General features: G+C 60.9%; 14 protein-coding genes. 13 read left to right on the top strand and 1 reads right to left on the bottom strand.

Features of this window, described 5'->3' with window-relative positions; translation table 11 throughout:
- Positions 1–7: 7 nt before the first annotated feature.
- Genes FHX16_RS18250 through FHX16_RS18230 form a run of 5 tightly spaced genes read left to right on the top strand, consistent with a single transcriptional unit; the run spans position 8 to position 11,742 of the window.
- Positions 8–2,431, top strand: coding sequence for a hypothetical protein (locus tag FHX16_RS18250; protein ID WP_183863953.1), 2,424 nt, complete (start codon positions 8–10; stop codon positions 2,429–2,431).
- Positions 2,428–5,922: a baseplate J/gp47 family protein gene (locus FHX16_RS18245; protein WP_183863954.1), complete on the top strand. Its 3,495-nt coding sequence runs from the start codon at positions 2,428–2,430 to the stop codon at positions 5,920–5,922. Before FHX16_RS18250 ends, FHX16_RS18245 begins: the two co-directional genes overlap by 4 nt.
- On the top strand, positions 5,922–8,162 hold the full coding sequence (locus tag FHX16_RS18240) for a hypothetical protein (RefSeq protein ID WP_259129612.1): 2,241 nt from the start codon (positions 5,922–5,924) through the stop codon (positions 8,160–8,162). Before FHX16_RS18245 ends, FHX16_RS18240 begins: the two co-directional genes overlap by 1 nt.
- 12 nt (positions 8,163–8,174) lie before the next feature.
- Complete coding sequence (locus tag FHX16_RS18235) at positions 8,175–11,414, top strand: DUF6519 domain-containing protein (protein ID WP_183863956.1); 3,240 nt, start codon at positions 8,175–8,177, stop codon at positions 11,412–11,414.
- Between the two features lie 10 nt (positions 11,415–11,424).
- On the top strand, positions 11,425–11,742 hold the full coding sequence (locus FHX16_RS18230) for a hypothetical protein (protein ID WP_183756054.1): 318 nt from the start codon (positions 11,425–11,427) through the stop codon (positions 11,740–11,742).
- A gap of 970 nt (positions 11,743–12,712) precedes the next feature.
- On the opposite strand, the gene FHX16_RS18225 is transcribed toward FHX16_RS18230, so the two are convergent.
- Positions 12,713–13,717 (bottom strand): LacI family DNA-binding transcriptional regulator, encoded by a 1,005-nt coding sequence (locus FHX16_RS18225; protein WP_183756055.1) that lies wholly within the window; start codon positions 13,715–13,717, stop codon positions 12,713–12,715.
- 144 nt (positions 13,718–13,861) lie between these two features.
- Between FHX16_RS18225 and FHX16_RS18220 the strand changes: the two genes are divergently transcribed.
- The 8 genes from FHX16_RS18220 to FHX16_RS18185 all read left to right on the top strand — a co-directional run bounded on the left by FHX16_RS18220 (position 13,862) and on the right by FHX16_RS18185 (position 25,889).
- Positions 13,862–15,787: an ABC transporter substrate-binding protein gene (locus tag FHX16_RS18220; RefSeq protein ID WP_183863957.1), complete on the top strand. Its 1,926-nt coding sequence runs from the start codon at positions 13,862–13,864 to the stop codon at positions 15,785–15,787.
- 84 nt (positions 15,788–15,871) lie between these two features.
- The gene (locus tag FHX16_RS18215) at positions 15,872–17,980 is read left to right on the top strand and encodes a family 10 glycosylhydrolase (protein WP_183756057.1); all 2,109 of its coding nucleotides are present in this window, start codon (positions 15,872–15,874) and stop codon (positions 17,978–17,980) included.
- A gap of 104 nt (positions 17,981–18,084) precedes the next feature.
- A complete protein-coding gene (locus FHX16_RS18210) occupies positions 18,085–19,071 on the top strand; it encodes an ABC transporter permease (RefSeq protein WP_183756058.1) in 987 nt (328 codons plus the stop codon).
- 10 nt (positions 19,072–19,081) lie between these two features.
- Positions 19,082–20,272, top strand: coding sequence for an ABC transporter permease (locus FHX16_RS18205; RefSeq protein WP_183863958.1), 1,191 nt, complete (start codon positions 19,082–19,084; stop codon positions 20,270–20,272).
- 10 nt (positions 20,273–20,282) lie between these two features.
- A complete protein-coding gene (locus FHX16_RS18200; protein WP_183863959.1) occupies positions 20,283–21,992 on the top strand; it encodes an ABC transporter ATP-binding protein in 1,710 nt (569 codons plus the stop codon).
- Between the two features lie 28 nt (positions 21,993–22,020).
- Positions 22,021–22,800 carry a 2-oxo-tetronate isomerase gene (gene otnI, locus FHX16_RS18195; protein ID WP_183863960.1) on the top strand — a complete coding sequence of 260 codons (780 nt, stop codon included), beginning with the start codon at positions 22,021–22,023 and terminating at the stop codon, positions 22,798–22,800.
- A gap of 7 nt (positions 22,801–22,807) precedes the next feature.
- Complete coding sequence (locus FHX16_RS18190) at positions 22,808–23,683, top strand: 2-hydroxy-3-oxopropionate reductase (protein WP_183863961.1); 876 nt, start codon at positions 22,808–22,810, stop codon at positions 23,681–23,683.
- Positions 23,684–23,783: 100 nt separating this feature from the next.
- Entirely contained in the window at positions 23,784–25,889 is a 2,106-nt protein-coding gene (locus FHX16_RS18185) for a beta-galactosidase (RefSeq protein WP_183863962.1), read from the top strand.
- Positions 25,890–26,359: the final 470 nt, after the last annotated feature.

Raw genomic sequence — 26,359 nt, 5'->3', positions numbered from 1 at the left:
GGTGGCAATGACACGCTTGCGCCAGGGTTTGATCGATTGCGGTGAAGACAAGCGCCGCGGAATGCTTGCGAGCGCTGCCCATCCGCTGAATGGCATTGACTTCGTCGAATACACGCGCACGCCGAGCACGCATCAACTCACGGTGACTTTCGTAAAGGCGAGGCCCGCTTCACCGGCTCTCGACAAAAGCCATTTTAGCATTGCGGGTGGCCTACGCATCACCGGAATCGATGTGGAGTCGATCGTGCTGCCCGCGGCGTCACAGAAGTCGGTGATCCTGATGCTGAGCGCCGAGGGCGATTTCTCGACCTATGTCGTTCGCGTGCAGCATCCGCAAGTCGACATGGAGCTCAGCGAGGTGAGCTTCGGCTTCAAGGCATCCTGCCCCTCGCCCTTCGATTGCCGAAGCGATTGCGACTGTGGTGAAGGCGCCCTGGAGGAACCCGCCCTCGACTATCTTGCGCGTGACTATCAGAGCTTCAGGCGGATGCTTCTCGACCTTATGAGCGCCCGCAATCGCGACTGGACGGAGCGCCTGCCCCCCGACCTCGGCGTTTCGCTCGTCGAACTCTTCGCCTATGCCGGCGACTATCTGAGCTATTTCCAGGATGCGGCTGCAACGGAAGCTTATCTTGATACCGCCTTGCACCGTGTCTCGGTCAAGCGGCACACACGCCTCATCGACTACCCGGTGCATGACGGCGCCAATGCGCGAACCCCTGTGCATTTCAACGCCGTCTCGGCAGGCACTGTCGATGCCGGGACAAGGGTGTGCACACGGATCGCACGTCCCCTGGCCGGCGCGACCGACCTGCCCGGAACCGTGATCCCGATTGATACCGGTTTTGCGAAAGACCCGGCCTTGTCAGAGGTCGTCATCTTCGAGACGGAAACAGTGCTTGAGGTACGGCCCGAGCACAACGAGCTGCGCATCCACACATCAGGCAACAGCGATTGCTGCCTTGGCGCCGGCTGCACAGAAGTTCATCTCTACCACCTGTCGGGCGATGGCCACGCGACACGACCGTCGCTGGGTCCTGGCGATCTTCTCCTTCTGGAAGAGGTCAGAAGCGCCAGGACCGGAGAGGCCGTTGATCGAAACCCGTCGCACCGATGGGTCGTGCAGCTCGTCGAGGCATCAGAGACGACGGACGAGGCACTGACGGATCAGCTTGCACCACGCCTCAGTGTCGCGGACCCCGCCCTGCCACTGCTACGGGTCCGATGGAGCACAGCAGAGGCGCTCCCCGAAGCCGTGCAGATATCAGCTGTCGGGGCCGATCTTCTTCCAATCGATCCCGTGACGGTCGCGCGGGGCAATGTCGTCGCCGCCGATCACGGTCTCACGATCTTTCTGGATTCGGCCCGCGGTGAACTGGACCTGCCTGTGGAATCAGGCAGCCGCTACCCTCTCGCAACGTTGGCCGTGCCCGCAACGCCGCTGACGCAGACGAAATATGGGCCTGCCATCGAACTCGTTCTCTCGCTTGCCGGGCAGGAAGACCAGATCTGGTCAGCAGTCCCTGATCTTTTCGACTGCACCCCCTACGACCGCAACTTCGTCGCCGAGGTGGGCGATGATGGCGCACCAACGCTACGCTTCGGTGACGACATCTATGGACGCATGCCACGCGGAGCTGAGCGAGCGCGGTTGACCATGCGCATTGGCAACGGCAGTGACGGCAACATTGGTAGCGGCTCGCTTTTCCATATTGCCGCCGCGACCGGCGTGGTCGATGCCGTATATCAGCCAGTTTCGGCAACTGGCGGAACGGCACCACGATCGACGGCCGAGGTGAAACGACTGGCTCCGGCGGCATTCCGCGCTGAGCAGTTTCGTGCCGTCACCGAGGACGACTGGCGCAACGCCGCGCTCAGGCAGATCGAGGTTCTGGATGCGCGCGCCGTCTTCCGCTGGACGGGCAGCTGGCACACCATCTTCGTCGCCATTCATCCGCGCGACGAACGCAATCTCCTGCCAACGGCTGGTGGTGGCTTTGCTCTGGAAAGCCGGTTTGCCGGACGGATTGACGGTCACCTCCGCCGGTTCAAGCTCGCGGGCTATGACCTTGCCATAACAAGCGCGGTCTACGTTCCGATCGAAATTGCCGTGACACTATGCGTCGCCCGTGGATATTTTCCCGGCGACGTTGCGGCTGCCGTCAAGAAAACCCTGGAAGGCTTCTTTGACCAGCTCGGCGCCCGCTTCGGAAAGCCGGTCTATCTGTCAAAGATCTACGCCGCGATCGAACTGATCGAGGGACTAGAATCGGCCAACGTGACGCGCTTCAAACGCTACTGGGAGCCGCAGCGCGACTGGCTCGATCGCGGTGTCATCGATATCGGCGCCTTTGAGATAGCGCGGCTCGACAACAATCTGAGCGCTCCCGAATTCGGCGTGCTCGTCCTCGAAACGGCGGGAGCACGATGATGGGCAACGCCTGTTCCGATCCCTTCTGTGGCTGCGGCAGCGACGCTGCGCTTGTGCCGCTCGACGTCTTCAACCGCCCGGGTCTCAGTGCACTCTCCTATCGCATAGGAACCTTTGCGAGCTTTCGCCTGAAGATGCTCGAGGGCCTTGCGAAGGACCCTGCTTTGTCGCAGCTGACATCCCGCGAGCCGGACGACTACGCGGTTTCGCTGATCGAGATGTTCTCGGCGATGGCCGACGTCATGACCTTCTACAGCGAACGGATCGCCAACGAATATTTCCTTGGTACGGCCCGGGAAAGAGCCTCGGTCGAGCAACTCGTGCGGCTGATCGGGCATGAGCTGTCTCCAGGGCTTGCCGCCACCGCAATGCTTGCATTCGACCTTGAGGACGGCGCGCGTGTGCGCATCCGCAAGGGCCTGCCTGTGATGTCGATCCCGGGACAGGACGAGGTCCCGCAGACATACGAGACAATCGAGGAACTGGTTGCGCATGGTGATCTCAATGCGGCGCGCGCCTTCGCCGCGCCTGTGGCGCTTGCTGCATTTGCTGTCGGCCGCGTAGGATTTGCACTTGCCGCGCGGCCGACCGATCTGAGGATCGGTGATATTCTCGTCATGTCAGACGGCGAACTGTTCGAGGAAAAACGCGTCCAGGCGATCGAAGACGAATGGGGCGGTCTTGCGCTGCGCTTCACTCCGCCGATCCAGGTCAATGGATTTGCCACTGAGCGCACCCAGCTGCGCAAGTTCGAGCGACGCCTGGCGTTGTTCGGATGCAATGCCCCTGCGACCGTACAGCTCTATTCCACCAGTCCGTCGATCGAGCCCGACAAGCGCTGGTCAACGCATACCATCAGCGATGTACTGACGCCCTCGGGCGATGGGTTCTATGCGCTCGAAACCAGTATACAGGGCCTGTCGTCGGGCACGCGTGTCCTCATCGACACAGGGGACGCCACCCCGCGCCGGCTCACTGCAGCTGTCGACACGACGCGTGAGGGGAGCGCTACCGTTTCCACCACCGATGGCCTCGATGTTTCGCAGCTGGCCCAGACGGTGACGCATGCCCGCTTTACGCGGACATTTGCCGGCCGGCCGGCCGTTACGGCCTCTGGATCACAGACCGAGATCGTCAGTCGCGACGGCGCAAACAGGCTCACCGCCTTCCTGCCGATGGCGGGCTTTGCCGCAGCGACACAGTCGATCGATGCCGTGGCAGTCACCGGCAACCCCGTCCTCGTGGCGAGCTCCTCCTCCAGCAGGCTTTTCGTCCGGAACGCCGAACGGGCGCTGATCGGACTGACGCGCGCCGGCGTGCGCTTTGAGGCACTGGTCGACTATGGAGGCATCCTGACCAGTGATCCGGCAGCCCTCTCGCTCGCCAACGGCGAACTCCTTGTCTTCGGGCGCGGAACCGACCAGCGCCTCTGGGTCATCGGTGTTGGGGCGCCAACATCCGCATGGACATCACTTGGCGGCTTCCTGACGTCGGCGCCCTGCGCGACGAGCTGGGGTGGAGGACGGGTCGATGTCTTCGTGCGTGGCGCCGACCGGGCCTTGTGGACGCGATCAAGGGAGGCGACATGGTCTTCCTGGACCAGCCTTGCCGGAAGCCTTGCATCGGCGCCGGCTGCCGTCTCCACTCTCCCCGGCCGCATCGATGTGGTTGCCCGCGCCGACGATGGAGGACTTCTGCATCGACGATGGACAGGAACGACCTGGACGGACTGGTTCAATCTCGGTGGCAATCTCGCCGGTCAACCCGCAATTGCTGCACTTCCGGGAGACGAGGTCGCCATTGCGGTTCGGCGTCTCGACAACACGCTCGGTGTCATTGGCCGGCGCGCAAACGCATGGTCCGAATGGCAGGTAATCGACGCCCAACTTGCGTCGGACCCGGTGGTCACACCCGCCTTGGGGATGCTTACGATCGTCGCCCGAAACGACGATGACGTCATCGTCGAGAATGCACGCCAGTCAGGCGGATGGGCTGGCTGGTCGAAACGCGAGGCTCCGGTCAACATTGCGCTTGACCGTCGAAAAAGCCGCATTGTCCAGGTCGGCGCACAGGCGATCGAACCGCGAAGCTTTGACTATCCGAAAGAGCTCGCCGGCAACCAGCTCGTCCTTCGCGCGACGCTTGGGACCGTCGAACTCGGCAAAGGCAGACGGATCCTGATCGAGTCTGGCGAGGTGCAACATGCCGCGACCGTCACCTCGGCATCGCCGGTTTCGGCGATCGCGGGAGAGGCACCCGACCATGTGCTCGTATCGTTTACACCTTCTCTTCCACGACCGCTGACGGCAGTAACCGTCAAGGCCAATATCGCCAATGCCAGCCACGGCGAAACCCAGCCCGAGGAACAGCTTGGCCACGGAGATGCGTCCAGGAGCTTTGCGGAATTCAAGCTGCAGCGCATGCCGCTGACATATCTGCCGGAGCCGGGCAATCTTTTTGGTCGCGCGAACCTTGAGGTCAGGGTCAACGGCGTGCTCTGGTCGCCGGTCCCCGACCTCTTTGGCCGCAAGCCTTCCGAAGAAGTTTATACGGTGAAGACAGGCGATGACGGCATCTCAACCGTCGGCTTCGGTGACGGGCGTACGGGTCGCAGGCTGCCGACTGGGGTCCTTGCCGTTACTGCGCGGTACCGAAAGGGTCTTGGCCTTGCGGGTCGCGTGCGTCCCGGCCAACTCGCCTTGCCGCTGGAAAGGCCAGTCGGCCTTCGCGCCGTTGCCAACCCGATGGCCTCGATTGGCGGCGCCGATCCCGAAGACCGCGACGATGCGCGCAGGAACGCCCCGAACGGCGTCAGGACGTTCGGAAGGGTCGTTTCCATTCAGGATTTCGAATGGCTGGCACTGTCGACGCGCCTCGTCATTCGCGCAACCGCCTCATGGGTCTGGCTCCGGCTTGGAAAGGCGGTTCATGTCAGCGTGCTCGGCGAAGGAGGTATACGCGTGCCCGCCGATCAGCTCGCGCAACTGGCTTCTGCCCTGTCGAATGCCCGCGATCCAAACTGGCCGCTCTATCTTGCCAGTCTGACCCAGGTGCCTCTTACCGTTTCGGCGCGGATTGTTTCCGATCCCCGTTTCGAGCGCGACGCCGTCATGGAGAATGCCCATGCCGCGCTGATGGCAGCCTTCCGGCATGACAGGATCACCCCCGGAATGCCAGTTCATCTCAGCCACGTCTACGCGGCCCTGCAACAGGCCGAAGGCGTCGTCGCCGCCGACGTGGACCTCTTTCATCTCAAGGGACACGAGGCAATGACGCCCGCGGAGCAGAAGATCCGCGCCGTCAGTTCCGGGCCGCTGCAAAAACACATCCGCCTGTTTCTCGCCCGTCCGCTGCCGACGAACCCGTTGCTCATCGATCGGTTCGCAAGGCGCGGCTTCGACAATGGCGTCGTGCCGCCGGTGCTTGCGGCAGAACAGGCCTTCATCGAAGACCCGCGCGACGTGACGCTGACTGCTGTGGAGGCGCTCTGATGGCATACTCGAATGCCGCCACCGACAAACTCTTCAACCTGCTTCCTGCCTATCTGCGCGATGAGGATGCCCGAAACGGCGGCGCGCTGAAGGCGCTTCTTGCTGTGGTCGAAACGGCTGCAAACGACATCGAGGACGACATTCGCCAGCTCCATGCCAATGCCTTCATCGAGACCTGCGAGCCCTGGGTCGTTCCCTATATCGGCGAGCTTGTCGGCAATATCAGGCTTTCCTCGACCGAAGCCGAGCCTGTTTCGAGCGCGGCGCGTGAGATTTTTCCGGATTTGCGCGGACCGCGGCTCGAGCCCCTTCCAGCGCTTCGAACAAGGGCGGATGTCGCCAAGACGATCTACTATCGCCGGCGCAAGGGCACGTTGCCGATGCTCGAGGAGCTCGCTCGCGACATTACCGGCTGGCCTGCCCACGCCGTCGAATTCTTCGAGAGGCTCGTCTGGACGCAAGCTGTCCGCAACCGGCTTCGTCCGGAAGCGCTCACGCCTGACGTGCGCAAGGTCGAAAGCTGCAGACGCCTGAATACCGCGTTCGACGGCATGAGCCACACCGTCGATGTGCGCCCCCCATCCCGCAGCGAAGGCTGGCACAACGTCCGCAATGTCGGCTTTTTCCTCTGGCGTCTTGGCGCCTATCCGCTGAGCAGGGCCACGCCGAGACGCCTCGGCGACTTTCGCTATCACTTCAGTCCGCTCGGCAACCAGGCACCCTTGTTTTCAGCAAGGCGACGCGAAGCCGTCGAGACCGAGCTTGCGACTGAACTCGACGTGCCGCAGCCAATCGATCCGGCACGCTTCCACAAGGACCTCGCCGATAGTGCAGCAATGCCCTCGCCACCCAGTCACACCGAGTTCTACGGCCCTTTCGACAGGACACCAGGTCATACCGCTGCTCCGGATCAGAGCATATTCATGGTGGTCGATGGCATCGAGGTGCCGGCCACCTCTATCCGTTGCGCCGACCTGTCGACCTTCAGGCAGCCTGCAGACGCCACGGTCCTCATTGACGTGACGCGTGGCCGCTTTGCCCTCGGCGCCCTGTTTGCGACCGATCCCGTGGTTGAGATCAGCTACCACTACGGGTTCCCGACGGACCTTGGGGGCGGACCATACCAACGTCAGGCATGGCTGACGGATCCTGTCCGGGCGGAGCTTGCCGCAACCTATCTGGTGGATACCAGCGGACTGCCCGGCACCTTCTCCACGATCGGTGCTGCCCTGCAGCAATGGAGGGACGACGCGCGCCCGCGTGCGCTGATCCGCATCGGCGACAACCGAAGCTATGTGGAAGCCATTGCCATTGATCTTGACGTGTCGCAGCGAGGTGAATTCCTGGCGATTGAAGCGGCAGACGGAATGCGCCCGCATCTCCAGCTGGATGGAGCAATGACGGTCACAGGCAATCATCCTGACTTTGTCCTGACGCTCGGCGGGCTACTGATCGAGGGGCAGGTCCGTGTTGAAGACACAATTTCGCGGCTTCGTCTTATCCACACTACGCTGGTGCCGGGTCTTGGCATCGTCGACGGATCGTCGCCGTCTGGCGACCCCAGCATCGTGGCGCTGGCGGGATCGCCGGCGACCCCTCTCAACGTAGGGCTTTCGGTCGAGCTCGTCTTTTCGATCAGCGGATCGATCGCAATGCCCCGCCTTTCGCGGCATCTGATCCTGCTCGACAGCATTGTCGACGGAGCGCTTATGCCAGCGCCCGATTATGCAGCACCCGATGCCACCGGTCCGATGCTTTATGCCGAGCGGAGCACCGTGCGCGGCACGGCAAACCTGCGCGGTATCGAATACGCTTCAACCTCCATCTTCGAGAACCAGGTCACCTGCGAGCGGGTTCAGGAGGGCTGTGTCCGGTTTTCCTATGTCCATCCTCTGTCGCGGGTGCCTCGTCGCTATCGCTGCCAACCCGATCTTGCCGAAGCCCTGGAGATCGAGGTTGCCGGGCAAGCGGCCGCGCTCACTGCGGCTGATCGTCAGCAGATCCGAGATCGTGTGCGATTGCGGCTGAAGCCCGAATACACCGCCGAACCCTACGGCCAACCCGCTTACCTGCAGCTGGCGCTCGATGGGCCGCCGGAAATTGCAACAGGTGCCGAAGACGGATCCGAGATGGGTGCCTACTGCCATCTCAAGCAGCCGCAGCGCGAGCGCAATCTGCGCACGCGTCTCGAAGAATACCTGCCCTTCGGCCTCGACTACGGCTTCATCTACGTGACCTGAGGAGAGTGACTAATGTCCGGCGACTATTCACGGTTTACGCACGATGTCAGAAAGCGCTTTTCAAGTGTGCTCATCCAGCAGGGTCGCGTGCAGCTCGATGCCGACTGGAACGAGGCGGCCGACATTGCCCGGGAAAGGTTGAGGGTTCAGGCACTCGACACCTTCGGTCCTGTCGGTGTGCCACATGCCACGACCCCTGATGCATTCAAGGTGACGGCACCGGTTGCCGACGATTTCAAACTTGGCAAGGGGCGCCTTTACGTGGATGGTCACCTCGCCGAGATCTTGCAAGGCGAGAACGTCAGCTACCAGGCGCAGCCATTCCTTCCTGACCCACCGGCGATTGGCGGCGTCAACTACAATGTCTACCTGGATCTCTGGGAGCGGGAAGTCACCTATATCGAGGACAACGACCTCCTCGACAAGGCGCTTGGCGGCGTGGACACGGCAACGCGCGTCCAGCAGGTATGGCAGGTGAAGACTGAACCGGCCGCCGCACAGACACCTGCTGCATGTGGCGCGTTTACCGGAACTCCGCCTTCAGGTGGACGCATGTCCGTGGCGGCTGTTGCGCCTCCTGCGCCGGAGGACCCATGCATTGTTCCGCCACTGACCGGCTATCGCGGCCTCGAGAACCGGCTTTACCGGATCGAGATCCAGACCGCCGGCCCACTTGGCACTGCATCATTCACCTGGTCCAGGGACAATGCTTCCCTGGTCACGACCGTCGCCGAGATAGCGACCGCGTCTGGTAGGTCTTCGCTTACCGTTCACCGGATCGGCCGGGATCGTGTGACGCGCTTTGCGATCGGCGACTGGGTATGCGTCACCGATGATCACCGGGACCTTCATGGTGAAGCCGGCGAGATGGCGCAGATCGAAGATATAGACGAGGCGAACGCCATCTTCAGACTTGACCGGACGATTGGCGCGACAGGACGGCCATTCGCAACCGCGCCCGCGGACCTGCTAGCACGCCACACCCGCGTCCGAAAATGGGATCAGTCCTCATCCGATCCCCTCGTCGGCGCAGACGGCACGATCCCGACGGCCACAGGACCGGTCGCCATCGAGGAGGGCATCGAGGTCAGCTTTTCGACGGTGGGTAGTGAAGGTTTCCATGTCGGAGACTACTGGCTCTTTTCAGCGCGCACCGCAGATGCTTCGGTGGAGGAATTTACCGCGGCACCGCCGCGCGGCATCATCCATTCCTACGTACAGCTTGCCGCGGTGAACGGACCCGATGTCAGCGATTGCCGGCCGCAACCCGAAACCAGCCAGGGATGCTGCACGTTCGTCCTGAACCCCGGCGACGACATCCAGCTTGCGATCGACCAGCTGCCCGCTTCGGGGGGATGTGTCTGCCTCAAGACCGGCATCCACAGGCTTCGTGCACCACTCTTCATCAGCCGCAATGATGTCAGTCTCCATGGCGAAAGCACAGGAGCAATCGTCGAGACCGGCGAAGGGCCACTCCTGACGGTTTCCGGCCGTCGCCACCGGATCCACGAGCTGCAGTTCAGACGACGGCGCGGCGGTCCGGCCATGATAAGCTTGGTGCGCGTCGAGGACTGCATTGTCGACGATTGCCTCATTTCAGGGGGTGGCGGGGAAGACGGTGGCATCGGCATTGCGATTGCCAGTGCCCAACGGGTTGATATCAGGCGCTGCACGATCTCGGGTACGGATGTGAATGTGCAGATCACAGGCAGCCGCACGCGCCTGCTGACGATTGCCGATTGCTTCCTTGCGGGCATCAGGCGCGATGGTGCCGAGGATGGAGGGTTACCCGCTACTGCGGGAATACTCCTGCAGGATGGCGGAGACTTCAGTCGGATCGAAGACTGTGTCATCGGTGGAACCGCAAACGGAATCGTCTGCCTGGAGAGGCAGATGGACGTTCCGCTCGAGGGGCTTACCGTTACCGGCAACAGGATCGAATGCGTCGCGTCCCGACCGGTCCTTTCGACACGCAACATGGGTATCGGCGTGATAGCCGAGAGTACTACTGTTTCCTGCAACTCGGTGACCATGGAGCGATCGCCAGAATTTGCGCCGGTTACCGCAATCGCTCTCGGCGGCCTCGGTCTGAGGGTCGAGGATAACGAGGTCAGCATCGCGTCGCCCCGAGGCAACGGCCCGCCGAGCATCGGTATGCATTTCGGCTGGAACGGCCAACAGGGAAATGTCATCACGATCGACGGACTGGTCGCGGGCAATCAGATCAGGGATGCAGAGGTCGGGCTTTTTGCGGAGGCGACGCAATCCAGTGCGCTGTCGGGCAATGTAATCAGCTATCGTGCCCGGGAACGCGCAGCGCTGGCAGCCGGCCTGCTGATCTTCAATGCCCATGGCAACCGGTTTGACGGCAACAGGATCGAAGGCACGAGTTTCGGTATTGTTGCAGTCTCAGGCGAGAACAACACTATCGAGCGCAACACCGTCGCGGGCGGCATTGTCGGGATCGGGATGGTTCGCGAGATCAATGCGTCCCTGTCTTCGAATGATATTGATGCTCAGGAACGCTTCGGCATCTTCTGCTTCGACAGCCGTGGGCGCATGGTTGTTCACGGCAACAGTATTGCCAGAACGGGAACCAGAACCGATGAGCTTCCCAAGATCGGCGTCTTTCTGCTCGGGGTATCAGGACAGGCGAGTGTCGAGCGAAACGAGGTGATTGACACGGGCATCGATGTGGATCTCAACCCCTCTCCGGGCGTTGCCATCGGCATTGCTGCCATCCTTTGCCTCGAGGCGGCGATCAGGGATAATATCGTCAACTACAGCGGCGGCTGGGACGGCATTCTCGAGAAACGTGGCCTCAACGTCGAAGACCGAGCCCTTCTGATGCAAGGGATGAGCCTGCCGGGCATCCTGCAGACCGATGGCACCACTGGCTATCCCGCCCTTGTGCAGGGCAACCGCTTCGAAGGCATTGGCTTTTCCGCCCTCGTACAGTTCCTGGAGCGTGACCGCAACGATCCGCTCCTGCGGTTCGAGCGCATAAGCTTTTCAGATAACGACTGCATGCATCGCGTGCCTCGCGAGGCTGAGGCAGCCGTTACGCTGCTTTTGAAGGGACGTCTCGCGCTTGTCTCGGCCAATGCCTTTCGGGCCTTCCCTGGGCAGCCCGCCTGCGTCGACTTTCAGCAGATGACGCGGCCGATCTTTGTTGCCAATTATTTCGTTCGGGCTCCCATTAGCCCTGCGCCGATCCCGGCCGCAATGCTTGCAACCAACATAGACCTTTGAGGAGAAGGCCATGGACATCGAGGAACTGCTCAAACAGCAATCGACCTGGGTCGACCGGTCTGTCGAGATGGCGATGGAAATCACGCGACGCGGCGCCGGCACCACGCCTGACGAAGCTGGCCTCGAACAGGATCGCACGATCCGCGATTTGGAAATCCGGATCAGAAGTCTGGAGACGCGTCGGGAAGCCACGGTGAAGGCCTTCGATACAGCCATCGACGCCGCTCGCAAGACCATCTCCGACATCCAATCAACTCGTCCGAGAAGTGCTCCCCCGACGACGTCAAGAAAACCAACCGCGTCGACGACAAGGTCGCGCAAGAAATAGGTCATTCGTCAGACCGTCGGTGAAGGTATTGTTGAAGCGTTCGCTCCCGCCGGCGGGCGCGAGACAAGTCAAACCGCTCATGCTGCCGGCAGCACCAACCGTCGCGACAGGGCTGAGGGGGGCGAAGTCACACCCGAGGTGCGGCAGGCCGGGGAACCTGACGCCGCCCCTAGCAACTGGTCGGCGGTCGAGTAACCAGAGGCTATGTTGCGTCGCGCTGCCAAGCAGAATTGGAAACGAGGACGCTGTTCTCGATTAGAATGCGCTGGAGGCGGAAGAAGCCCGTCGTGACGTCGTCTCCCTGTCCGGGTCGAGGTGTTGAAGCGACGCCTTAGCACCACCGCCAGGCCGGCCTTCAAGGCGTCGTTATTGTCATTGTCGCCAAGGTGCCGTTGCCGGTGTGGCACTGGCGTTCGGGCCGGCGTTGGAAGCGGACGTATTCGACCGGCTCCAGCTCGCCAGCAGCGATGGCCTCATCCGCCTATGCGCTCGGGATAGCAGCCAAGGCTGCTTGCCGAGCGCATCAAAACTCTTCCAATTTCCATTCCAAAATCCGTTCAAATTATAGGATGCAGGCCATCACTGCCGAAAACTGGCCCTGCCTGCTCCAGATGGTTTCGAAAAAGCCCTTGTGGGTACTTTGCGCCGGCTAGTTTGAACATTTTCCGGCCCTCGAGTCAGGAAGCGCATGTAAGGACTGCCTTACGGATCATCTCGAAGTTAAAATTTTTGCCATGGACATCATAACGGCTGACGCGGCGGTCGTGACAAACGCGCGCAACCGCGCCTCGCTTTCCTCCACCCTGCCCGCGAGCGTTTCTGCTTCGTGACGTCCTGGAATATCACGGCCTGCATCTGCCTCATGCGGACGGCGCGTCTGGGCACCCGAAAGGCGATGGTTTCTTCAGGTCGCATCGCGGTCGTCGCCTGCTATGCCAGCTGGCTAGCGCGGCAGTTTCTTGAACCAGCCTCAATTTTTCACGGGTCCGGCAGAGCGTCGCTCTACAATTCGGGACACCACACGGATGCTGCGTGGCGGCTGTTCCGGCAAGCGTGGCCGTCTGATGCGTTCCAGGAGCAGCTGCAGTGCCGCAGCACCTGTCTCTCTTCCCTCTTGCCTGACCGTTGTCAGTCCTGGCGAAATCTGCATTGCCGCGGAAAAGTCCCCGAAGCCTACGACGGAAACGTCGTCTGGAATACGAAAGCCCTGTCCAAGCAGTTCGGAAACGACAGTCACGGCAAGTCCATCGTGGGCGCAGAAGAAAGCCGTCGGATGCACGCCCTTTCCTCGCAGTTCACCGAGCGCCGTCGCAAACCCCGATTGCTCCTCGAACTGCATGACATGCAGTTGATAATCACTGTTCTGTTCCAGGATCTCGCGCATGCCGTAGTAGCGCTCGTGGCGACCCCGGTAGATCGGCAAGCCATAAACATATGCAATCGACCTATGGCCAAGGCTCGTCAGGTACCGCGCCACCGCCTGCCCGGCCTCATGGTCCGACCCGCTGACGCTGTCGATCTGCTGGAGGGGATCGGTCCAGCCGAGACGTACAATCGTGGCGCCGCCAGCCGCGGCGGCACGCGCTATGCCTTCCGGTGTATGAGGGCCGACAAGGATGAGACCCGCGAAATTGGCACTCAATTCCTCCAGTGCAAGTTCGCTATGTGTCCAGCGAATTCGGATGCCAACGCCAAGCCGCTCAGCCTCCTCCTGTACCCCCGTCTGGATCTGAAAGTTGAGCTCGCTGTTGACGGGGTCGATGTCATGGAAGACGACAGCGATCTCCTCGCTGTCCGACGCCTTGGTGCGAATGACGGGCTTTGTATAGCCCAGTCTTTCCGCGACCCCGGAAATGCGCTTTCGCGTCTCTTCACTGACACCAGACTTGCCGGCGAGCGATCGCGAAACGGCATATTTGGAAAGTCCGACCTCGTCGGCGATGGCCTGGATTGTCACTTTTGTCCTGGTCTTCATATCCGCCTCTTTTCTCGCCGCAGCCCATATGGCGCCCGCAGAAATTAATCTAACATAACGCTTTACCTAACAAAACTCCTATGTAAACCTCACTTACGTCCAAACAATAACAAAAACTATGGACGCTTTTAGGAGGAGAAACCCATGCTTAAGCTGAAACGCCGCGCGTTTCTGGCCGGGACTTCGGCCGTTTTCATTCTTCCAGCCCTGCCAAGCTTCGCTGGCGGCTACAATGAGGCTGTCAGCCTCAAGGAACAGTCAGCCAAGGGCACGCTGCCACCGGTCAAGGACCGGCTGCCTGAGAACCCGCTCGTCATCAAGCCGGTTGAGAGCGTCGGCAAGTATGGCGGCGACTGGAAGCTCGCCCTCGTCGGCGGCGGCTCGCTGTCACACCTTTTCCGCTACCAGGCATATGAGCCGCTGGTGCGATACACTCCTGATTGGTCCGGTATTACTCTCAACGTTGCCGAGGCATTCGACGGCAACGAGGATGCCACAGTCTATACCATCCGCCTTCGCAAGGGCATGAAGTGGTCGGACGGCCAGCCCTATACGACGGCCGACGTCAAATTCTGGTACGACACGGTTCTGACCGACAAGCGCGTTGCCATTACCGGGCAAGGCCACTGGAAAACCGACGGCAAGCCGGCCAAACTCGACATTGTCGACGAACAGACATTCAAGGTGACGTTCCCGAGGCCAAATGGCCTGTTCCCCCTTCAGATGGCCTGGGCGAACAATGACCACACGACACGCTGTCCCAAGCACTATCTGGAGCAGTTTCACATCGACTTCAATCCGAAGGCCGATGAGGTGGCCAAGCAGCGCGGTTTCCAGAGCTGGATAGCTGCGTTCCAGTCGATGGCGGGTTTCCAGGACGACAATTCCTTCTTCCTGAACTCGTCGGCAAAACCCTGTCTGTTCGCCTGGAAGTTCACGGTTGCGCCTGGAGAAAACACCGAAAGGGCGGTCGCCGAGCGCAATCCCTACTACTTCAAGGTCGACACGGAAGGGAACCAGCTCCCGTACATGGACCGCATCGTCTACCAGATGGTCGCCGATCCGCAGGTCTTGTTGCTGAAGACGATGCAGGGCGAAATCGACATGATGGACCTCTACATCGCCACGCCTAACAACAAGGCGGTCCTATATGATGCACGCCAGCAGGGCGGATACGACTTCTATACGCTGACCTCGACAGAGGCGAACGTGATGACGTTCATCTTCAATCTCAATCACGAGGACGAGACAAAGCGGGCGCTCTTTCGCAACAAGACTTTCCGTGCGGCAATGTCGACTGCACTCGATCGCCAGACATTGATCGACGCAGTACTCGTCGGGCAAGGAGCGCCGGCGCAGCCATCCATCAAGCAGGGCGACCCTCTCTACAACGAGCAGCTTGCCACGCAGTTCACCGCCTATGATGTCGAAAAGGCAAACGCCATGCTCGACGAGATCATTCCGAAACGGGATGATCAGAATTTCCGACTGGACGACAAGGGCCGCCGCCTTACGATCATCTTCGAAATCGACCAGGCGCGCGCGATCTTCCTCGATCTGTTCCAGCTTGTTATTCCCATGTTCCAGGCCGTCGGTATCGACGCGCAAATGCGCACGATGGACAGGTCCCTGTGGGAGACACGGGTCAGGCAGGGACGCAGCTTCGACGCAACAGCCCACCAGTTCGGTGCAAACGGCGGCGTCGCGGCCATGCTCGACCCGCGCTATTATGCACCGACCGACAGCAACGCGTTTTATGCGCCGGCCTGGGCCCTCTGGTATGTCGACCCGACGAATGCCAATGCAGAAGAGCCGCCCGCAGAGACCAAGAAGCAGCTGGAGCTCTACAACCAGCTCAAGGCGAAGCCCGACAAGGCGGGGCAGCAGGAGATCATGAAGCAATTGCTTCAAGGTGCGGCCGAGAACTTCTACGTCTTCGGGGTTTCGCAGCCTCCGGACAGCTACGGGATCGTCAAGAACGTGATGAAGAACACCACGAAGACCATGCCGAGCTCGTTCGGCTGGCCGACCCCGGCTCCGACCATGCCGGAACAGTTCTACAAGGCCTGACAGGCCACACCAATCAGATCTGCCGAGGCGCCTGCAAGGCAGGCGCCGAGCGCTACCTCTTTGTCAACAATTCGGATCTCGGATATGCTTGAAGCAAGACGACAGAACATAGACACTCTGAGAACGCCGGAGTGGTACAAGACCGCGACACGCTGGACGCAGTTGACCTTCGTTGAAGACGACCCCGTCCGCTACGACCCGGCGTTCTGGATAGACGTGTTCAAGCGTACCAAGTCCAATGCAGTCTGCCTTAGCGCTGGCGGCTACATCGCCTTTTATCCGAGCGAAATCCCCTACCATTATGTCTCGCAGCACCTCGGAGACAGCGACATTTTCGGTGCCCTTGTCGATGCCGCACGCAAGCTCGACATGCATGTCATGGCCCGCGTCGACCCGCACGCAATCCACGCTGACGCGGCCAAGGCGCATCCGGAATGGGTGATGGTCAACGCCGATGGGACGCCCCGCGAGCACTGGGCCTATCCCGGCATCTGGGTCACCAACGCCTACGGCGAATACAACACCGTCTTCATGCCCGAGGTCGTCAAGGAGATTGTCCGCAAATATGATATCGACGCGATCTTCGCCAATCGCTGGCAGGGGCATGGGGTCGATTACAGCCAGGACAGCGCCCGCAGCTTCAAGAACATGTTCGGCCACGCCCTGCCCGTCAAGGCAGACGCCCAGGATCCGGCCTGGCAGGCATGGCTGCAATGGCGCAGACGCGTTCTGACGGATATCATCGCCCAGTGGGATGATGCCGTGAAGGCGATCAAGCCCCATGCGAGCTTCATTCCGAACATGGCGGGATCGTCACTGATGGAATTCGATCTCGAGGTCATCAAGAAGCATTGCCCGTTCCTCGTCGTCGACCATCAGGGGCGCCGCGGCGTCGAACTTGGCTGGTCGGCCGGCCGCAATGGCAAGCGGATCCGCGCCACCTTCCCCGACCGCCCCGTCGTGCTCATTACCTCGATCGGACCGGAGGAGGAATATCGCTGGAAGGATGCCGTGACAGCCCCGGAGGAAATGCAGCTCTGGGTGAACGACGGCACGGCGCATGGGCTCTATGCCTGGTTCACCAAGTTCAACGGCGTCGTGCCGGACAAGCGCTGGGTGGAGCCGATCGCAGACTCCTTCCACCTTCAGGCTGCCGTCGAACCGGTTTTCGAGGCGACGACGCCGACCGCCGAGATCGCGGTGATCGATCCGTCGACGACGCTTCGCCACTGGGCTCCCGAAGAGCGAAACAACGGCGAGAAACACGATCTCGGCTTCTACCACGCGCTCGTCGAGGCGCGCCTGCCCTTCGAGCTCCTGTCCGACCAGGTCCTGACAAAAGAGAACCTTGATCGCTTCAAGGTCATTGTGCTTGCCAACGCGGCATGCCTGTCCGACGCGCAGATCGAGGCTATCCGGCAATATGTCGGTCGCGGTGGCAGCGTCGTTGGCGCCTTTGAGACCTCGCTCAGGGACGAGAACGGCAAGCTGCGAAAGAACTTCGGACTTTCTGACGTGTTTGGAGCGACATTCGTTGCCGGACCTCGCGGCATCGTCAAGAACACCTATGTCGCACTGTCGGCAAGTCATCCGCTCAATGAAGGCTATGATGGCGCCGAACGGATCATGGGGGGAACGCGCCTCATCGATGTCGATGTCAAGGGCGATGCCACTACGCCCTTCCTCTATGTGCCTGACTTCCCGGATCTTCCGATGGAGGAAGTCTATCCGAGGCACGAGCCAAAGGGTGCCGGCGTCATCGCACGCGAGACCGGCACGGGCGGCCGCGCGGTTTTCGTCCCATGGAACATTGGCGAGATCTTCTGGGAGGTCATGGCTGCCGACCACGGACGGCTGATCGCAAATGCCGTCCGCTGGGCGCTCGGCAAGGCCCCGCGCGTCACCGTGAAAGGTCCAGGGATCCTTGATCTTGCACTGAGAGAGAACGCTGACGGCGTGGCGCTGTCCATGCTCAACCTGACAAATCCGATGATGATGAAGGGGCCGGTTCGTGAGAACTACCCGCTCCCCGCGCAGACGGTTTCGTTGGAGATCCCGGATGGAAAGTCTGTTGCGAAGGCGTGGCTCGTCCTGGCGGATCGCGCTGCACCCTTCAACATCAAGGAAGGTCGCGCAGAAATCGATGTTGCGGCGATCGACCGGCTAGAAGTGCTGCACGTCACCTGGAAATAATGGCAGTACGATTCTTCGCCCCGGCTTGGAGGAAGCCGGAGCGAAGAGAAGACCTGGCAACAGGCGCCTGCAGACGCCTGTCTCGAGGGAGGAGAGACAATCTCATGCTTGCCTACATTTTGAAGCGCATCCTTTACATGATCCCGACCTTGATCGGCATGTCCCTGATCTCCTTCATGATCATCCAGCTGCCGCCGGGCGACTACCTGACCTCGATGATCGCCACCATGAGCGAAAGCGGCCAGGCCGTCGATCCGGGCCAGATCGCCAGGTTGAAGGAAATCTACGGCTTTGATGACCCGTTCTACATCCAATACCTCAAGTGGATGTGGGGGATCGTGAGCCGCGGTGACTTCGGATGGTCCTTCGAATGGAACCAGCCCGTTTCAGGACTGATCTGGGCGCGGATGGGCTCCACGCTGGTGATTTCGCTGCTCAGCCTCATCTTCGTGTGGATCGTTGCCCTGCCAATCGGGATATATTCGGCGGTCCGTCGTCACTCCGTCGGCGACCACGTCTTCACCTTTCTCGGCTTCATCGGCCTGGCGATCCCCAACTTCATCCTTGCCTTGGCATTGATGTATGTCGCTTACCGTTTCCTCGGCCAGAGCGTCGGAGGACTGAATTCCCCTGAATTTGCCGAGGCGCCATGGTCATTTGCAAAGGCCATCGACTTCCTCAATCACCTGTGGATTCCCATCATCATCATCGGCGCCTCCGGTACCGCCGCCCTGATCCGTATCCTGCGCGCAAACCTGACCGACGAGTTGCACAAACCCTACGTCGTGACGGCGCGCGCCAAGGGTCTTCCCGAATACAAGGTCATTTTGAAATATCCCGTCCGCATCGCGTTGAACCCGTTCGTCTCGGCGATCGGATGGGTCCTGCCGCATCTTGTCTCCGGCGTCACGATCATTGCCATCGTGCTCAACTTGCCGACGGCAGGCCCGCTCCTGTTCCGCGCCCTCGTCTCGCAGGACATGTACCTCGCAGGTAGCTTCATATTGCTTTTGTCGGCGCTGACATTGGTGGGCGTCCTGCTCTCCGATTTGCTGCTTGCTCTCCTCGATCCACGCATCCGGTTCAACTGAGGAGGCTGCCATGACCGCGAACAAGAATATTTCCGTGAACGAGGTTCACCCGCAGGCCGCTCTGGAGGGTCCCTCGATCAGCCCGCTCAAACAGGGGCGTGCCGTGTCGACCGCGACGGTCGGCCCGTGGCGGCTGGTCTTCGGCAAACTGGTCCGTCAGAAGGTTGCCATGGTCGCGGGCGCGATCATTGCGCTGCTTTATCTGGTCGCCGTCTTCGCAGAGTTCCTGGCGCCGGCGTTGCCGGCGACCGCAAAGCCCCAGTACACCTATGCTCCACCGCAGGCGATCCGGTTCTTCGTCACCAATCCCGACGGCAGTTCCGATTTCAATCTCCACGTGAAGGGCTACAAGATCGAAATCGACAAGGTGGCACTGCGTCGTACCTTTGTGACCGATGACACCAAGGTTGTCCCGATCGGGTTCTTCGTGCAAGGTCCGGCCTACAGGCTCTGGAACCTCATTCCGTCCACCACGCATTTCATCGGACCGATCAATCCGAACGACCCGATGTATCTGCTGGGAGCGGACCGTCTCGGCCGCGATGTCTTCTCCAGGCTCGTCTATGGCACGCGCATCTCGATGTCGATCGGTCTTGTCGGCGTGGCAATGTCCCTCGTCCTCGGGGTTGTTATCGGTTCGATATCCGGCTTTTACGGCGGATGGGTGGACACGGCGATCCAGCGGGTCATCGAAGTCATCAGCGCAATGCCGACGATCCCGCTGTGGCTGGGGCTGGCCGCTGCCATCCCTCTGACATGGTCACCTGTCAGCGTCTATTTCGTCATCACCGTCATCGTCTCCCTGCTCGGTTGGACGTCACTTGCCCGCGAGGTGCGTGGCCGTTTTCTGGCGCTTCGAAGCGAGGATTTCGTAACGGCGGCCAAACTCGATGGCTCCAGCGAGATGCGGCTGATCTTTCGGCATATCCTTCCCTCGCTGACGAGTCACATTCTTGCGGTCGTCACGCTGGCGGTGCCAACGATGATCGTTGCCGAGACATCCCTGTCGTTCCTTGGTATCGGTTTGAAGGCACCGGTCGTCAGTTGGGGTGTCCTGCTCCAGGATGCACAGAACATCCGCACGGTAGCGACTGCTCCGTGGCTGCTGATCTGGCCCTCGCTGGCGGTGGTGGTCGCCGTTCTTTCGTTCAACTTCTTCGGCGACGGACTGCGTGATGCGGCCGATCCCTACGACAATTGAGGAGGAAGCCATGACCGACAAAACCGACGACGTCGTCCTCAGTGTCGAAAACCTGTCGATCGACTTCAGCCTTCGCACCCATATCCTGCATGCCGTCGAAAGGGTCAGCTTTCAGCTGCGCCGTGGCAAGACACTGTGCCTTGTGGGAGAAAGCGGATCGGGCAAGAGCGTGACAGCGCGGTCGCTTCTCCAGATCGTCGACCGGCCCGGTCGCATTGTCGCGGGGCGCATCGTCCTCAAGCAAGCATCTGGCGAGACCGATATCGCCGCACTTTCACCGACCAGCCGGGCAATGCGTGCCATTCGCGGCAAGCGCATCGGCCTGATCTTCCAGGAGCCTATGAGTTCCCTGTCACCCGTCCACACCATCGGCTCGCAGATCGTGGAGGCGATAAGACTGCACAGCGATCTCGACAGGAAGGCAGCGCGAGCGCGCATGATCGACCTTTTGCGCCAGGTCGAGATTCCAAGTCCCGAGACCATGGGCGATCGCTACACCTTCGAATTCTCAGGCGGCATGCGACAGCGGGCGATGATCGCAATGGCGCTGGCGGCAAACCCGGACATCCTGATTGCCGATGAGCCGACGACAGCGCTCGACGTGACCACCCAGGCAGAGATCCTCGACCTCATCAAGCGCCTTCAGATCGAACGCGGAATGGCGATGCTTCTCATCACACACGACATGGGCGTTGTGGCGGAGGTGGCCGATGAGGTGGCCGTGATGCGCTTCGGGCGGGTCGTTGAGGCTGGCACCGTCGATGCGATCTTTCATGATCCGCAGCATTCCTATACCCGCCAGCTTCTTGCCTCGACGGTAAAGCTCACACATCACGTCGAAGGCGTCGTGCCTGCCACGGCCGCAGCCAACGCATCGCCCGCCCCCGTCCTTTCCGTGCGCAATCTGAGCAAGGTCTTCGGCTGGCACGGTACGACCAATACTCTCAAGGCGGTCGACGATGCGAGCTTTGACCTCTATCCCGGGGAAAACCTCGGCATTGTTGGTGAAAGTGGCTCCGGCAAGACAACACTCGGACGGCTGATCCTGAGGACAGTGGAGCCGACGACCGGCTCCGTGATCTTCCGGGGAAAGGACGGCCAGGAAACCGATGTCACAACGCTCGGGAAAAGGGATCTCCGTGCCTTCCATCGCGAGGTGCGGCTGGTCTTTCAGGACCCGTTCGCCTCGCTCAATCCGCGCATGACCGTAAAAGAGGTGATCGGCGACCCGCTCGTCGTCAATGGCCTTGCAAAGGGCAAGGCCCTGGAGGAGCGCGTTGCCGAACTGATGCGCCTCGTCGGCCTCGATCCACTGGCGATGGAGCGCTATCCGCATGCGTTTTCGGGCGGGCAGCGCCAGAGGATCTGCATTGCCCGGGCGCTGGCTCTTGATCCGAAGATCATCATTGCCGACGAGGCGACCGCTGCGCTCGACGTATCGATCCGCAGCCAGATCCTCGATCTCCTGCTCGACATCCGCCAGCGCCTTGGCTTGAGTTTCCTTTTCATCTCGCACGACATCTCGGTGGTCCGATATTTCTGCGACCGGGTCGCAGTCATGCATCGCGGCAAGATCGTCGAACTGGGTGACGCCGCCCAGATCTGCACGGCCCCGCGCGAGGCCTACACGAGAAGCCTGATCTCAGCCGTTCCCAACCCCGATCCGCGCGACAAGCGTCTCATGCACCGTCAGCGTTTCGTTGCGCCGGCCAATGCATAGGCCGGCCAATGCACAGGAAGGAAAACACGTGCCAAAATTCTCTGCCAATCTTTCATTTCTATACCAGGAGCTGCCTTTCCTCGATCGGTTCGAGGCAGCCGCCAAGGACGGGTTCGGTGCACTCGAATATCTCGGCCCCTACGCTGAACCCAAGGAGAAGGTGGCCGAGGCGCTGACATCAAGCGGACTGAAACAGGCGCTCTTCAATGTCCCTTCCGGCGATTGGGCGGGCGGCGAACGCGGGATTGCCTGCCTGCCCGATCGCGTCGAGGAATTTCGGGCCGGTGTCGCCCAGGCGATCGACTATGCGACGGCGCTTTCCTGCCAACAGCTGAACGTCATTTCCGGCCTTGTCCCACCAGGTGCCGACCTCGGCAGCCTGGAGGAGGTTCTCGTCGAAAATCTCAAATACGCGTCGGCTCGATCAGCGGATGCAGGGATCCGGTTGCTGATCGAGCCGATCAATCTGCGTGACATCCCGGGCTTCTTCCTGTCGACGACGGATCACGCCGAACAGATCCTCGACAAGGTCGGTTCGGACAACCTCTACATCCAGTACGACTTCTACCACATGCAGATCATGCAGGGCGACCTGATCGAGACCTTCGCGCGACTGGAGGACAGGATTGCCCATGTGCAGATCGCAGACAATCCGGGACGAAACGAGCCCGGCACCGGCGAGATCAACTACCCCTTCATCTTCTCCGAGCTTGACCGGCTTGGCTACGACGGCTGGGTCGGCTGCGAATACAAACCGAAATCCAGCACCAGCGAAGGCCTCGGCTGGATGAACCCCTATCGGAGGTGAGCGTGACATGAACATTGGTTTTATCGGACTGGGCGTCATGGGACGTCCGATGGCAGAACACCTGATCGACGCGGGCCATCAGCTCAACCTCAGCCGTGTAAAGGAGGCCTCGGAGTATCTCGTCAAGAAGGGCGGCAAAGCGATCGACAGCGCCAAGGCAGTGGCCGAGACCTCAGACATCGTCATTCTGATGCTGCCGGATACCCCGGATGTCGAAGCCGTCCTTTTTGGCGAGAATGGCGTCGCCTCGGGTCTTTCGGCGGGCAAGCTGGTCATCGACATGAGTTCCATTTCGCCGGTCGCCACGAAGGATTTTGCCGCGCGCGTTGAAGCGCTCGACTGTGACTATCTGGACGCGCCGGTATCGGGAGGCGAAGTTGGCGCCCGGGCGGCCTCGTTGACGATCATGGTCGGCGGCAAGGAACAGGCCTTCGGACGGGCAAGACCACTTCTCGACAAGATGGGCAAGAACATCACCCTTGTCGGCGGTGTCGGTGACGGTCAAACCGCAAAGGTCGCCAACCAGATCATTGTCGGGCTGACAATCGAGGCCGTATCGGAAGCGCTCCTGTTTTCGAAACGAGCAGGCGCAGATCCCGCCAAGGTGCGCGAGGCGCTGATGGGCGGATTTGCCTCTTCCCGGATCCTCGAAGTGCACGGCGAGCGCATGGTCAAGGAGGCGTTCGATCCAGGCTTTCGGATCCGCTTGCACCGAAAGGACATGACGCTGGCGGTGGACGCTGCGCGTGCGCTGGATCTCGCTCTGCCAAACACTGCGGCGACGCAGCAGCTCATGAATGCCGCGGTTGCCTCGGGAGACGGCGAGCGTGACCATTCCGCGCTGATCAAGACACTCGAACGGCTCTCCGGAGGCGCCCGCTAACCTTATCCCCTGACGCTCGGCTGATGCCTCAACAACCGGCGCCGACACGTCGGACGGCGAAGCCATGTCTGGTATTTCCCAAATCTTGGAGGACCATAGAATGGTACGTGATGACATCCAGTTTCCCTACGGGGCCGTTTACTTCCGAAAATCAAATCCCCCGCAGGAGCATTGGGACCGCGACTATGGCGTCGCGGCCGAAGACGGCCTGAACGTTTTCCGCCACTGGTTCATGTGGGGCGCGATCGAGACGGCACCCGGCGTCTACGACTGGGAAGAATATGACCGGCAGCTCGATCTTGCCGCAAAAAACGGAATAAGGACCATCATTGCCGAGATGACACAGACCGTTCCTGACTGGGCGGTCCGCAAATATGCCCATGCGATCCAGATCACGTCAGATGGCAGGAAGCTCAGTTCAAACATGGGCGTGTCGTCAGCGACAGGCGGTTTTGGCAAGAATGGTGGTGGCGTTCTGACCCTGAACTGCCCGGAGGTGCGCGAGGCGGCCGGCCGGTTTCTGACGGCAATGGCCAAGCGCTACAAGGATCATCCGGCGCTCTACGGCTATGATATCTGGAACGAATGCAACTACGCAGAGGACGTCGACTATAGCAGCTATACGAAGGCTGCCTTCAGGACGTGGCTCAAGGCGAAGTACGGGAACCTCAAGACATTGGCCAAGGCATGGTATCGCTACAGCTATGCGGAATGGGACGATATCGAGCCCCCCGTCCAGATGGCAGCCTATCCTGAGTGCATCGACTGGCTGCAGTTCAAGCGTGAGAACTTTTATGAGCAGATGCAGTGGCGCATCGACACGATCCGGTCAGTCGACAGCAAGTGCCTGATTGCCGCGCACGGCGTCTCGGGTGCCATACCCGACATGGCCTCGCATGGCTGCGACGATTGGCTGGCAGCGTCGAAGGTTGAGCTCTACGGCTATACATGGATCCAGGCACGGAAAGGCACGGAGCCGTGGAAAACCTGGTACGGCGTCGACATCAATCGTGCTGCGGCACGCGGAAAACCATTCTGGCATGCAGAACGTCAGGCGGGCCCTCTTTGGCTGCAGCCCCAGGTGATCGGGCGTGACAAGGAGGACGGACGTGTCGCCGAGCCGGAAGACATCCGGATCTGGAGCCTGACGTCACTTGCCGGGGGCGCACGCGGGATGATGAACCTGCGCTACAGGCCATTGCTCGACGGACCTCTGTTTGGGGCCTTTGGTGCGTACGGCATGGACGGCTCGCGTACGCCGCGATCGGAGATGCAGGCGTCGCTCGGCAAGTGGGCCAATGATCCTGCCCAGGCAAACCTCTGGGCGGCAAAGCCCGTTCGCGGAGAAATCGGGATCATCGTCGTGCGCGAGACGCAGGAATGGGACTATCTTCTCAACCACGACCGAAAGGAGAAACCCTACAAGGATGCCATGTGGGGTGCCTACAGGGCGTTCCTTGACCAGGGCGTTCAGCCTGACTGGGTGCATATCGACGACATCGACAGCTATCGTGTGCTCTACTTCCCCTACCCGATCATGTTTACGTCGGAACAGGCGGACCGGTTGAAGACCTGGGTCGAAAATGGCGGAACGTTGATCTGCGAGGCATGCCCCGGATATTTCGGCGACCGCGGCCATGTCGGTCAGCAACAGCCGAACCTCGGGCTCGATGTGATGTTCGGGGCCCGTCAGGTCGATGTCGAATACATGCCCGACATCGGTGACCGGATCCGCTTCAATTTTGGCGGCCGCGACGTCCAGGGCGGGGGCATGCTCCAGTCCTATGAAGTAACCAGGGGAAAAGCACGCGGGACGTTCGACGACGGCCGCCTGGCGGTTGTCGAGAACGGCTATGGCGAAGGGCGCACACTCCTGATCGGCACAAATCCGTCGGTTGGTTACTTCACGACCAACGGAAAGGCCAACCGGGCGTTCTTCGGGGCGCTGATCGACTGGACGAGCATCGAGCGTCACGCCGCATTGTCCAATACCGGCCTTTTCGCCCGGGTACACAAGGGCGAAAACGGCAGCTTCGTGTGGCTCGTCAACCCGACGCGGGAAACACAAATGACGGAGGTCAGGCTTGCCGAGGCCCATGGGTGCATTCAAGCCGGAAAGGCTGCATCCTGGCCGCCCGGCCACCACTACCAGGGCAGCAAGGTCGAAGTCCCGGCCCGGGACGTCGTCATCCTGCAGATCGGCTAGTCATCGAACGGATGCGGGGCGAACCGGTAACCAGCGGCTCGCCCCGTTCTCTTCGCCTGTTGCCGGCTCGATTTCTTGAAAAAGGGCAGACGACACATGCCGACGATGACGCGGAGGTCGATCATTCATGGCAAGGATCGCTCGAGATAACGATTACGGGGCCCTGCAGAAAGTCGTGAGGCTTCTTTGTGGCAGCGAGGATTCAACGCACACGATCTTCTCCTTGACGGGCTGTAAAGCACCCCCGAAGGAACGCCCCTCCGCAGCTGCTAAGCCGGGAGAAACGCGGGCGGGCATGGAGGTTTGCCAAGATTCTTGCAAGGGCAATTGAGTTTTCGGATCACTTGGCGAAGCCGAACGATGGCTGGAAAGATCGTCGACAGGCTGGAGCAGCGACGCCCGGTCGATCTGTTGGGCACACCGGCGACGACGCCAGTCCCCGTGCTTCCGATGATATGGGCAGTCACATG

It is taken from the genome of Rhizobium sp. BK661 (genome assembly GCF_024808825.1).
In the GTDB taxonomy this organism is placed as follows: Bacteria; Pseudomonadota; Alphaproteobacteria; order Rhizobiales; family Rhizobiaceae; genus Rhizobium.
Note: the sequence above shows the minus strand (reverse complement) of the source record. Positions and strands in the feature narration are given on the sequence as shown.